10 protein-coding genes are annotated in these 12,443 nt (G+C 44.7%); 7 read left to right on the forward strand and 3 right to left on the reverse strand.

The features are described from left to right. Positions 1 to 108: 108 nt before the first annotated feature. Complete coding sequence (locus tag JWR61_RS19150) at positions 109 to 1,332, reverse strand: alkaline phosphatase family protein (protein ID WP_301929335.1); 1,224 nt, start codon at positions 1,330 to 1,332, stop codon at positions 109 to 111. 206 nt (positions 1,333 to 1,538) lie between these two features. On the opposite strand from JWR61_RS19150, the gene JWR61_RS19155 reads away from it, so the two are divergent. Beyond that, positions 1,539 to 3,038, forward strand: a complete 1,500-nt coding sequence (locus tag JWR61_RS19155; RefSeq protein ID WP_301929336.1) for an alpha-L-fucosidase — start codon at positions 1,539 to 1,541, stop codon at positions 3,036 to 3,038. A 100-nt stretch (positions 3,039 to 3,138) separates the two neighbouring features. After that, positions 3,139 to 7,506, forward strand: coding sequence for a T9SS type B sorting domain-containing protein (locus JWR61_RS19160; protein WP_301929337.1), 4,368 nt, complete (start codon positions 3,139 to 3,141; stop codon positions 7,504 to 7,506). A gap of 279 nt (positions 7,507 to 7,785) precedes the next feature. Here the strand turns inward: JWR61_RS19160 and JWR61_RS19165 are convergent, their stop codons facing one another. Continuing rightward, a complete protein-coding gene (locus tag JWR61_RS19165) occupies positions 7,786 to 8,775 on the reverse strand; it encodes a c-type cytochrome (RefSeq protein WP_301929338.1) in 990 nt (329 codons plus the stop codon). A gap of 95 nt (positions 8,776 to 8,870) precedes the next feature. Continuing rightward, positions 8,871 to 9,446, reverse strand: a complete 576-nt coding sequence (locus tag JWR61_RS19170) for a hypothetical protein (RefSeq protein ID WP_301929339.1) — start codon at positions 9,444 to 9,446, stop codon at positions 8,871 to 8,873. 156 nt (positions 9,447 to 9,602) lie between these two features. Between JWR61_RS19170 and JWR61_RS19175 the strand changes: the two genes are divergently transcribed. From JWR61_RS19175 to JWR61_RS19190, 5 genes are all read left to right on the forward strand, one after another. Beyond that, positions 9,603 to 9,743, forward strand: coding sequence for a hypothetical protein (locus JWR61_RS19175; RefSeq protein WP_301929340.1), 141 nt, complete (start codon positions 9,603 to 9,605; stop codon positions 9,741 to 9,743). A gap of 95 nt (positions 9,744 to 9,838) precedes the next feature. Continuing rightward, positions 9,839 to 10,105, forward strand: coding sequence for a hypothetical protein (locus JWR61_RS28310; protein ID WP_367881816.1), 267 nt, complete (start codon positions 9,839 to 9,841; stop codon positions 10,103 to 10,105). Continuing rightward, positions 10,038 to 10,235, forward strand: coding sequence for a hypothetical protein (locus tag JWR61_RS19180; protein WP_301929341.1), 198 nt, complete (start codon positions 10,038 to 10,040; stop codon positions 10,233 to 10,235). Before JWR61_RS28310 ends, JWR61_RS19180 begins: the two co-directional genes overlap by 68 nt. A gap of 293 nt (positions 10,236 to 10,528) precedes the next feature. Then, the gene (locus tag JWR61_RS19185; protein ID WP_301929342.1) at positions 10,529 to 11,737 is read left to right on the forward strand and encodes a DUF4932 domain-containing protein; all 1,209 of its coding nucleotides are present in this window, start codon (positions 10,529 to 10,531) and stop codon (positions 11,735 to 11,737) included. Between the two features lie 202 nt (positions 11,738 to 11,939). After that, positions 11,940 to 12,362 (forward strand): very short patch repair endonuclease, encoded by a 423-nt coding sequence (locus JWR61_RS19190; protein WP_301929343.1) that lies wholly within the window; start codon positions 11,940 to 11,942, stop codon positions 12,360 to 12,362. Positions 12,363 to 12,443: the final 81 nt, after the last annotated feature.

Raw genomic sequence — 12,443 nt, forward strand, 5'->3', positions numbered from 1 at the left:
ATATTTAAAGAGCAAAATCTGCAGGTACGCCGGTAAATTCAAGTGCCTGATGAAGGCAAAAATCCATGTATCAGTCAACAGCTGATTACCACACAATATTGTTTGCTTTTAATTCGCCGTCTTTACGTACCAACGGTTAACGGTATTGTATTTTCCTTCAATAACAATTTTATAAAAATCGGCGGGCATGCGGCTGATGTTGATGGTGGCGTGCCGTTGGGTTACGGGCACTTCTGCCAGTAACTGGTAAGCATCCTGGCCTCCGTCTTTAAAATGATTGGTAGTACTGATCCAGATTTTTGCCGTGCCTCCGGTATCAAATACCTGCCAGCTGATGTCCATTTTGTTTTGAAAGTAATTCAATTGCGGCAGCGCTACAGATACTTTGCCAAGCAGGGAGATGCCATCTACTTCCCGTTGAATGCTGCCCGGAATTTTTACTTTTAAAAAATCGGCCAGTGCCGGCATAATATCTACAATACCGGGATTGCTTACCTGTGCATAATTGTTAAAGCGTTTGTTGCTAACCATCCAGGTGGTGCGTTGCCTTGGTGTCTGTCCCCCATGGTTGTGGCCGCTGATTTCCTCCCGGCCATGATCGGTGGTAATGATGATGAGCCAGTCTTCATGAAAATGTTGTTGCCTGTATTGAATGGCTTGCCAGATTTTAGCTACCTGTTTATCGAGCTTTTCGATGGCGTCCAGCTGTTGCGGACTATCGCCATACATATGCCCCATATCATCCGTGTATTCAAGATACACCCAGGAAAGGTCGGGTGCGTTTTGTTGTATGGATTGCGCTGCGGCTGCGGCTACTTTTTCATCAATGTTGTGCAGGTAGGCAGATTTATCATCATGCGGAAAATGAATGGTGTCGAGTTCAAATCCGTCTGCAACATAATCCACTTTTACGTTGCCTGTTGCCGCCATGCCTTCACCGACCAGCTTTGTCCGGTTATCCAGCCAGGTGCTGTACACACCAATTTTTTTGGCAGGATATTGCGCTTTGAACAAAGTAAAAATAGTTGGGTAGTGGTAGTTGGGCTCTTTAATGTCATTGTCCCACACATTATGTTTATTGACCCAGGTGCCGGTAAGCAAGCTGTTGTAGCCAACAGCAGATATCGTGGGGGTTTGGCTGTAGGTGTCTTTATCGCCGCCTACATGCGCCCTCGTGTACGTGCCTGCCTTCGCAATGCGTTGTATGTTCGGTGCAGCAGCATTTTCAATTACATCGGCAGGTATGCCGTCTGCAATTATAAATACAGCTTTTTTCTGAGCGGCACTGTGGCCCGCAATCACAATAAAAAGAAACGTGATCAATTTTTTCATATCCTGTTTGTGAGCAAATTTAAGCAGGGCGTTGTTCAAAAAAATTATTTGTCTGCAGACTAAAATCAAGTCGCATTACAATTAATAATTGTTGTTGAATGATCTATTTTACCTGCCATATGGAGCGGGGTTGGGATGGGCTTTAACTTACAAGCCTTATCTTTAAAGCAGTTTACATTTCAAGTTTCAAAAACACAACTGCTATAATGAAATCTGCCTTGTTCAACAATACGCTGATGTTGCTTTTTTTGCTTGTAATAACCGGCAGCGCAGCCGCACAAATTAAACCTTCCGCCTTACAGCTCACGCAGGTTAAAAGAGGGTATGGTATGTTTATTCATTTTGGCATTAACACGTTTAATGAAACAGAATGGTCGGATGGCAGCCTGCCCGTATCGTCGTACAACCCAACACAGCCCGATTGCGACCAGTGGATAAAAACGGCTAAGGAAGCAGGTTTCAGGTATGTGATACTGGTTACAAAACACCATGATGGCTTTTGTTTGTGGAACAGTCAATACACTAACTACGATGTGGCTTCGTCTCCTGTTACAACAGATCTGGTGGGTGCGGTCGCCAAAGCCTGTAAAAAATATGGTATTGAACTGGGCCTGTACTATTCGCTGTGGGACCGGCATGAGGCCACGCACAACAACCCTGACCCGGAAGTGTATGTTCAGTACATGAAGCACCAGCTTACGGAACTGCTTACAAAGTACGGCCCCATTTGCGAGGTATGGTTTGACGGCGGCTGGGCAAAAAAAGATGATGACTGGAAAATACCTGAAGTATATGCACACATTAAAAAGCTGCAGCCCAATTGCCTGGTAACGGTTAACCATACCATCGGCACGCGGGAAAAGATTGATAAAATTCAGTTGCCGGTTGATATGCAGGCGGGTGACCCCATCCGTTTTTACCCGGTTGATTTCAGAACAAAAGATCCCAACCTGGCGAGATGGGACGACCCGAAAATATACAGTCGCAATAAGGAAAATAAATACCTGATCCTGGAGCATACGCTTTGCCTCTCTGATCGCTGGAACTGGTTTCAGAAAAAGGCTATGATGCCCGCACGCGGCGTGGATGAACTGGAAGAATTATTTTACTGGACAACGGCGCACAACAACATCATCATCTTAAATGTTCCACCGGGGCAGGATGGAAAAATAAGAGCGCATGAACGCAACACGATTTTGTCGCTGGCTGACAGGCTTGGCATCCGCAATGGCAAAGCGCCATTGCCATCAGGCTATCAGAACATGGCATTTAATATTCCCATCACTGCCACCAACAGTTCGCCTGATAAACAATTTGCTCCGGCAAAAGCAAATGATTTTAGCTTGGAGACCTGGTGGACCGCTGGTGATACCAGGGCCTCGCTGGAAATGGATTTAAAACCCGGCAGCCGCTTTAACCGCATCACTATATTTGAACAATCACAGGACAGCAGCCTGACGGATGGCTTCAGTACCATCCGTAAATTTTTTGTGCAGCAATTTTCAATTGAAGTATTTAATAACGGAGCCTGGAGCACGGTCCATATGGGCGATACCATTGGTGCCTGCCGTATTATTTTATTGCCCGAATATTGTACTGCTTCAAAAATAAGGTTGAACATTTTGCAGGCAAGTGCCGTTCCATCCATTGCGCATTTTGCTGTGGCGGATACAAAGTCGAAAGGCGTCAGGAAGATCAGCAGATAGGTAAACTGTTTTCCCGGGGTTGCCAGATTAATTTTCCCAATCCAGCTATTTTCTGGATATTACAGTACCATTGTTCAAGTACCCTAGTTTATAGCTGCTTATGACCCTACCTGTTGCTTACCGTTTTGCCTTGAGGTCCTTGTTTTGCTTCGCCTGTTGTATGGCTGTGGCCGTTACTGGTAAAGCACAGGTTAAACAGCCTGTAAAAAATAGTATCCAAAGACAAATTCCTTTTTCCACTTTTACTGATTCGTTCGTTAAACATGCCAGGCCTGCGATGATACCTGCTAAAATGGATAAGCAGGCAAACAGAACCCTTGGCATTACAGCCACCTGCAATACCACTACTTTTAAGATGCACCTTACCGCAGATGCCGGTAAGAAAATAAAACTGCAGGAAATTCAAACGATGACGGATGGCAATTTTTTACTGGCAGGAAATGTAACGCTCGTCAATACTGAGCAGGAAGGATTGCTTTGTATAATGTCTAACGCTGGTGCAGTCATTGCTCAAAAACAGGTAAGGATCAATAGCAAGCCAACCACCATCTTTAATATCAAAACCATGTTTAATGGCCAGGTGGCGATGGCGGGCATTGTGCATGAAGCTACCGATAAGGTGTTTGTTGCTTTGCTGAATAGTGACCTTTCTGTGAGCTGGCTGAAGACCATGGACGTAAACGGCCCCGTTGGTACAGCGCTGGATGTTTTACCTGAAAACAAAATTTATGTAGCTGCACAGGTAAACAATGGCGTAACTTATTGTTTGCTGAATAGTACAGGGGCTGTAATTTGGAATAAAGAATTACCCCTAACAGGGCTGGATAACCTGGCGGGCATCGGCCATAATTTATTTGAACAAACACTTTCGGCCAACTGTACAAACACTGGAAAAAAGCAGGTACGGTTATTTACAATTGAGGAGACTTCGGGCAATCTGCTTAATTCCACTTCGCTTGGAGATGGAACTTCAGAAAATAAAACAGGCAAGGTTACCTCTTTTAATGGAAGGGTTATTTCTACCGGCATCACCAAAATCAATACCGGCCAGTTTATGCTGAGCAGGCAAATCATGTACAATGCAATAGAAACCGAAACAGTGCATACCTACACCCTTCCTGAAACAATTGACTTTGGTATTTCAACCGCACAAGATAACGCCGGAGATGCCATGGGCTTCTCCTTTCCTGCCACAGGCAAACTCTTATTGATCCGCCATTTTGCTGATTACCAAATAGCCCCCGAACATGCGGTAACCTATACTATGCCCGCAGGATCAACCATTGCAGGTATAACCCGGTCATTAAATGACGGAGGGTATTTGTTTGCCCTAAATACAACTGCATCCGGTGAATGTATTTTAGTTAAAACAGATAGTATCGGTGTATTAGCAGGATGCATTTCCCAAAATATTGCAATCAACTATACTGAAAGCCTGGTTGTTAAAAACACAACGTTAAGTAGCAATGTCAATGACATTTTACCCTTAATGCAAACTGGCAATATCATACCAAACCTTGTTACATTAACCAGCACTTTTGATTGCAACCAGCCTTACTGCCCTGCTCCACCGGTTGAAGACACCTGTCTATCTACTTATTTTAAAACATTCAGATCCAACAGTTATGTAGACGCGTTTTCCAGCTACCATTTAATGCGGGGCAACAAACATATTATGGTAACCGGAAGATACAACCGTGCATTGGGGGATCAGAATGAAATTGCTTATGGTATTAAATCATTTGATGAAAAGGGAAATTTTATTAAGGGGGTAAGTGTGTATGACAGGGGCTTATCTGCTCCCATTTATTCTAAGCAGGTAGATGACCAGCACCTGATGATCGTCTATTACTCCCAGTCCCGGGCTGATACTATTCCATGTTTTACTTTTACACTAATAGACGATAATCTGCAGGTAATATGGAGCAGGTCGGTGAAAGCCTTTTCAGATTATTATTTTTTTGGCGCTGTTTTCGCCAGTTCAATCACAATCGATAAGGAAGGAAATTTTTATTTTTTCGGTTCTACACCCGGTTATTTTGAAAAGGCCAAAGTAATCGCATATAAAATGGATGCAGCAGGTAATCCCTTATGGCTAAAATTGTATGAAATAGACGCCCATAATGTAATTGAGACAAATGCTACCATCACCAACACTTCAATGATTATGGTGTTGGAAGGTAGTGGTAACGGCAGCTTCTCTTTGCGACTTGATAAAGCAACCGGCCAGATGCTGAATGCGTATAATTATCAAAACAACAGCGGGGGGCTAATTTACAACAAGGTTGTTCAATTTGATGGAGACCGTGTATTTTATGCCGGTAACAATGCCCAGGGCCAACTGGTAACAGGGTTAGTTGACACAATGGCCATGCCGGTAAAAATGTTGTATTTTGAGGAAAGCTCTTCTTTAAGAACGGGCACCGTAAAATCCGGCAAGTTGTATGCATTATATTCCTGGTATAGCAGCACCGGATGGAAAGATGTGCTGGTAAAGGCAGATACAGCGTTAACACTGGAATATGCAAATGAACATGATGTAGAATTTTTTATTTATCCCGCAGGCATGGGCGTGAGTGAAGAAGGTAATATTTACATTGCCGGTAATTATTCCTACGGTGGTGCAAACGGCGCTTACTATGACCCTTTATTAAAAAAATATGATGCCAATGGTTTGATAGGCACCTGTGCGTACCGACGAATTGTCCCTGTAATAAAAGAGATTGACCTGCAAACAAAAACCGTTGATTTCAGTGAAATTAATATTAGTCCTTTTACACAAATTAATATCCCGCTCGATTTTGTACCCGATACCTACGGCCCCCAAATTTCAGCATTGCTATGCAGCAGTAAACCTACCTGCACTTCAATTAAACTAACAGGCACCAATAAACTTTGTAAGCTCAACCAGCCCTATACTTATACAGCCCGCCGAAATACAGGTTGTACCATTAAACCGGTATGGTTTTATGATACTGCTTTTGCAATGTTGCAAACGATTAATGACACCACTGCAACAATTACATTTAAGAAACAGGGCAGCACCTGGATAAAGCTCAAGCTCAATGCTGGCTGCAGTTTCTTTACCGATAGTATGTTGGTGCAGGTGCAACAATCGCCGGGTATTTTCAGCCTGGGCAATGATACCGCCCTCTGCAAAGTGAGCAGCATACAACTGAATGCCGGCAGTGGTTTTAACAGCTACCTGTGGCAGGATGGATCGGTCGATTCTATTTTTACTGTAACAAAGCCGGGCATGTATGCTGTAACCGTTGACAATGTTTGCGGCGATGTTTATAAGGACACCATCATTGTACAACAGGTAAATGTACCCGTGTTTAACATAGGCCGAGATACCAGTATTTGCAAAGGCGACACGTTGCGCCTGGCAGCTACGGCTGGCTTTAAACAGTATGCCTGGAAACCCACACCGGTGGTGAACGGGCAAGGTGCCGCCGTTACAATTAACCCGCTTCAGGATATGACTATAACTGCCATTGCAACCACCATTGATGGTTGCAAAGCCTACGATACATTGGCACTGTCCGTTAAAACAGCAAGACCGGTTTCGCTGGGGAATGATACCAGTTTCTGTACAGGGGATTCAATTGTGTTGCATGCCGGGGCAGGGTATCAGCAATACAGCTGGGGCAACGGTGCTGTTACAGAAACGGTTATTGTTAAGCAGGCGGGAAGCTATTCCCTTATCGCAACGGATGTGAACGGCTGCAAGGCAAAAGATACCCTGCAGGTGCGGTTGTATGCTTTGCCAAAGCCCTCACTCGGCAATGATTTTAATTTATGCCAGGGTAGCCGGCAGCAGCTGGATGCAGGCATTTTTAACCGCTACCTTTGGCAGGATGGCAGTACAGGCAGGTATTACAATATCACCACTACCGGTACTTACCGCGTTGGTGTTACCGATGCACATGCCTGCACCGCCGCAGATACTGTCATTGTAAAAAATATCATCCCGTTACCAGCCGGCTTTTTAAAAGCTACAGACAGTATTTGCCAGTACGAAAAAATGACTGTAAGTGCGGTGGGCAGCTTTACTTCGTACCTCTGGTCTGCCGGCGGAATACAACCTGCAATCACAATCACCGCCCCAGGTTTATACACCCTTACTGTAAAAGATGCGAATGGCTGCGCAGGTACCGATAGCATCTATATCTTTCAAAAAGACTGTGTTGCCGGGGTTTTTATACCGACCGCCTTTACGCCCAACGGCGATAGCAGGAATGATGTTTTTAAAGCCATTGTTCATGGTAACCTGCTCAGTTTCCGGTTGCAGATATTCAGCCGTTTCGGGGTACTTGTGTTTAGTACCACCGATCCCCAAAAAAGTTGGGATGGAAAATTTAAGGGAGCGGTTTTGCCCACTTCTTCCTTCATCTGGCAGTGCTCGTACCAGTTTGCAGGACAGTCTGCCGCGATGATCAAGGGAAATGTAGTGATGTTTCGTTAACCTGTAGCGCCCTATGCAGCTTACTCCATTGATGTTTCATTCAACATGCGTGTTGCAAAACCCTTGACGCAATCCCGGGGAAGTAACCGGCGAATGCCTGTACTGCAAAGCAGGATGCAATGCAGGAGTAAACGCCTGCGGCAGATGCCCCTTTTCAGCAGCGGGTTTTCGGGGTTATTACTCTTACTTTTGGAAATCGCTGTTGCCAAACCCACGCCATTAAACAATAAAAAAGCAGCACAACGTACTGCCTGAACAATATTTAAAAATCAACATCCATTACATTTTCGCCGTGCCCGGTGTAAATTTTACCACTTTATTATTGATGGGCTTCACCGTTCTCAGGTAGGCAAAAATGGCTTTCAGGTCTTCTTCTTTCATTTTACCATACATGGTCCAGGGCATGATGGAATTAAACTCGCCCGGCTGCAATTTTTTGGTTAAGGTTGCAGAATCAGAACGGGAACGGAACAGCGTTAAGAAGGTAGATTCGCTCCAGGAGCCTGTGCCCGTTGCTTTATCGGGGCTGATATTACCCGAGCGCACAATACTGCCGTCGGGGAAAGGAAAAACCCTGCCGCCGCCGAACTCGGTGCCTGCCACCAGCTTACCTTTTTCAAATTGGGTATGGCATTCCATACAGGCGGCCGCATTCACCAGGTATTTTCCGTAATTCACCACATCTGTTTCGGGCGGCATTTTGCTAAGGCTTGCTTTTGAAGGCATGGTATTGATGATAATGCCCATCGGAAAATCAGGCGACGAAGCCGGCACTTCATTCCGGATAGGTTGCAGGCTGCGTATATAGGCGATGATGCTGTAAATATCTTCTGCATCCATGCGGCCGTAGTAATGATACGGCATAACCGGGAACAAGGCTTTTCCTTCCTTCGTTACACCGGTTGTAATCACCCTGAAAAGTTCTCCATCCGTGTACCGGCTGATGCCTGCCGGTGTGATATTCTTAGAATAAAATGCACCCGGGAAACCAAATTTCTGGTCAAATAATTCTCCGCCCTTTCCTTTGGTACCCTCCAGCGGCGGACCCGAAAACCTTGACCAGTCCCTGGTAGAATGGCAGTCGATACAAATGGTAACATGGTTGGCCAGGTATTCGCCCCTTGCCACCTGGGCGGCCGTTTTAGGAACGGTAACAATGGGTGCTGCACCAACATTGGGTAAAGCCAGTTTTACATAACCCGCTATGCCAATAATGATGAGCACTATCACGACAAGCAGTATGCTGATGGTTTTAATTATTTTTTTCACTGTAAGGTTGTTTGGTTGCTTGGTTTTAATAAAAGGAATACAAAAAATGCCTTGTGCATTGGTGCACAAGGCGTTGGTTGATCATCAGGAACCGTCTATTTTTTTGACACCGCAAAGTGTTGTATTTTTTCGTCGATGATGGCTACTTTGCCATTCTCCATTTTGCAATCATCAATCACGTTCAGTGAGTCTGCCTTGCCTTTCTTGTCGGTCCATTTTTGCTTGTACCACATCGTTACCCAGCTTTCTTTTTTATCAGCGCTTGTCACCGGTTCCCAGTCCTGCATTTCAATATTAATGGTACCATATTTTGCCCGCTCGCTGGTAAAAAATTTTGCCAGGCTGTCTTTGCTTAGTTTGGCATGCATATAATCAAACCGCAGTTCCACACTATCGGCAAAGTTGGCCATACTGGCGGCTATATCGCCGGTTTCAAAACCCCTCAGCGCTTTTAGTGCTGTCACCGCCAGCTGCGGGTCGCCGGCCTGCCAGTTTTGCCAGGGCTTGGCCAGCGTGTAGGGATAGTCTGTTACAGTAGCGGCCGGGGCGGTAGTAACAGCTGTAGCAGCAGTAGCCATGCTGTCCTTCTTTTCCGTTTCAGCTTCTTTGCTGGCGGGTGCGCTGCAACCTGCAGCCAATGCGATGCCTGCGAAAAAAAATAATTTTTTCATGTTTAAAAATTTTTAGGATAAAACAAATAAAATGGCAGCAACAGAGGGAAGCAGGATAGAACAACAGTTTACAGCAGGGTTGTTAAAACTTTCGATAAGGTAGGGCGTTATAATTAAAAATGCAAGCATTCGGTATAAATTAAAACTCCACATGGTGTGGATAAATGCGGGCAGGTGTTATACGAACGAAATACGGCCTCAGCCAACCAGTGGCAGTGTGCTGGTGCCGGCGCATTGGTGGCAACAGGCGGTCATCCATTCGCGGATGTTGCCGGCGGCGGGCCTGCAGCCGGGTAAGCGTAACATCGTCCTTCCCGCCTGCAGGTTAGCCCGGCTGCGGGTGCTACCTTTGCGTAATGGACGTGCATAACCCAACCACCCGGAGCTACAACATGAGCCGTATAAAAAGTAAAAACACCCAACCGGAGATGCTGGTGCGGCGGTTTTTGCATGCCCGCGGCTTTCGCTACCTGCTGCACGCTAAAAAGTTGCAAGGAAAGCCCGACCTGGTATTACCCAAATACCGTACGGTTATTTTTGTACATGGCTGTTTTTGGCATGGCTACCCACTGCAAATATTGCAAATATTATGTGGTACCCAAAACCCGAACCGACTGGTGGCTGCAAAAAATAAACAACAACATCGCCAACGACCATAAAGCCATTGCTGCTTTACAACAACTCGGTTATAATGTAATTACCATTTGGGAGTGCCAGCTAAAACCCGCCCTGGTTGAAAACACATTGACTGCACTGGTAAAAAATATTTTGGGCCAGGCGGTAGAATAATTATTTGGCTGCGGTGGCGTCGCACTCTTGTACTGTACACCTATATGGAACTTTTACCGAAGCGGAGTTGGCGCACGAGCCATGAACCAACGTGCAGGCTTTCCTTTCTTTTTATAAAAACCAACGTGTTGCAATTGCTGCAGTGAATGATCAGTTGGCCTGCGCTTAGTAAAAATTGCAAAGCTCATCACCGGCGCAGAGACTGGGAAATAGATATAGCATACATGCCAAAACCATAAAATTAAATGTGTACTTTCCTGTAACAATTCAGCAGGTAGAAGCGTCTTGAAAATATGTTTAAAAAGTTATTTATTGCAGGCGTTTTCATCGTAATGGTAAATGCCCTTTCTTTTGCTCAAATCAGTGAAAAACTTTCTGCAAAAGTTACCCTTGCAGTCAACACCAATATTGAAACTTATTTTATTGCAGAGAAACTGGCAGTAGAGCACATCGGTAATTATGTGTTCAGCTACAGTAACATTCAGTTTACGCATCAGCCCATTGTTTATTTCGGTTTAAAAGAATTTGCACCGTGGAAGGATAAACCGGTAATACTCAGAATCGCCGCTATTTTAAAGCAGCTGCGGGATATACAGCATGATAATGCACAACAACTGGAATACCTGCTTTACAGGAACCAGTTTCCAAAAAAAGGTTTCAGGTGGCCGGTGCCTGCTAACCTGGCGATGTTTAATGAACAACTTTATCCCGGTGCCAAAGTGCTGGGAATAGAATTGGCCGACAGCCTTGCTTCCTTTTACCGGCAGGCGCATGTAGACAGCTTTCTTAAACGGAACAAATTTTTTTATAAAGGAGCTATTGCAGAAGCCAGGAAGCACATAAATGCTGCTGCCATTCCTTATATGGAAAAATGGTATGGACAGCAGTTTGCCGGTTATGAATTATACCTGATGCCTGGCATGCCTATAACACCCGGAGATGATAATTACCGTGCATTCGGCCCCATGCTCATCAGTCCGAAAGGAAAAGTCTCTGCCATGGTTTTCAGTTCGAGTGTACAGTTGCCGCTGCTCCATTCATTGAAAGAGTATAAACAATTCGGTTTTGATAATGCAGAAGTCACCAGGTTTTTGACAGTGCACGAGCTGGGGCATTCTTTTGTTAATCCTGTTGTGACAAGCCTGCTGCCTGAACTGTTAAAAGATACTGCCTTGTTCACACCAACGCTGGTAAAGGCGCTTGAACCATCTTACATAGACAGGTGGGAAACCTGTTTGATTGAACACCTGGTAAGGTTAGGTGAAATAAGGATTGCAAGATCGATGGGCGACGATCAAGAAGAGCAGCGTGTAAGAAAGCTGCATGTAACTCAATTCAAATTTATTTTGCTGCCCTTGCTCGAAAATAAAATAACGGAATATGAAAACAACCGTACACTATACCCTACTTTTAAAAGCTTTTTGCCTGAAATAGTTAACCTATTCCACGGGCTGAAACCAACTGACATTGACAGGATTTTATCGGAGAACCTGGTTAAATAACTTTCATTAAAAGCTTGCTGACAAGATTAATGGAAAATTGATAATAGATTAATTAATAATGGCCCACTTCCCCGGAACTGGGTTTTTATTTTTGTTACCGGCGGAGGAAGCTTTGGGCGGCATCGTTGTGTCACTCCCTTGTACGGCATACCATTGTGGAGCTTTGGCCAACGTTGTAAACAAGCAGTTGTAAATTTGCACCATGGCCGATGTACACAACAAAGCAACCCGTAGCTACAACATGAGCATGATCAAGGGCAAAAACACAAAGCCCGAAATGCTGGTGCGCAGGTTTTTACACGCCAATGGCTACCGTTACCGCCTGCACGATAAAAAACTCCCCGGCAAACCAGATATTGTTTTACCAAAATACAACACCGTAATTTTTGTACACGGTTGCTTCTGGCATGGCCATGAAAACTGCCGGTATTATGTTGTGCCCAAAACCAGAACAGACTGGTGGCTGGAAAAAATAAATAACAATATCTCCAATGACGATAAAGCCATTGCTTCTTTAAAGCAACTGGGCTATATAGTAATTACCATTTGGGAATGTGAACTCAAAGCAACCACAGTTCAAAAAACATTAAATAACTTAACCGAAACTTTGATTGAACCCTCCTAAATATCCACATTAATTCGATCCTGATTTTTTCTCACTTCACCTCCATCTGCCAGTTAATCTCATTTGCCCTCCAATCTTTCT

This window comes from Ferruginibacter sp. (assembly GCF_028288465.1).
Lineage (GTDB): Bacteria > Bacteroidota > Bacteroidia > Chitinophagales > Chitinophagaceae > Ferruginibacter.

Coding starts and splice junctions, on each gene's coding strand:
- JWR61_RS19190 (WP_301929343.1), top strand. CDS start 11,940: ATGGCCGATGTACACAACAAAGCAACCCGTAGCTACAACATGAGCATG.
- JWR61_RS19155 (WP_301929336.1), top strand. CDS start 1,539: ATGAAATCTGCCTTGTTCAACAATACGCTGATGTTGCTTTTTTTGCTT.
- JWR61_RS19170 (WP_301929339.1), bottom strand. CDS start 9,446: ATGAAAAAATTATTTTTTTTCGCAGGCATCGCATTGGCTGCAGGTTGC.
- JWR61_RS19160 (WP_301929337.1), top strand. CDS start 3,139: ATGACCCTACCTGTTGCTTACCGTTTTGCCTTGAGGTCCTTGTTTTGC.
- JWR61_RS19150 (WP_301929335.1), bottom strand. CDS start 1,332: ATGAAAAAATTGATCACGTTTCTTTTTATTGTGATTGCGGGCCACAGT.
- JWR61_RS19185 (WP_301929342.1), top strand. CDS start 10,529: ATGTTTAAAAAGTTATTTATTGCAGGCGTTTTCATCGTAATGGTAAAT.
- JWR61_RS28310 (WP_367881816.1), top strand. CDS start 9,839: ATGAGCCGTATAAAAAGTAAAAACACCCAACCGGAGATGCTGGTGCGG.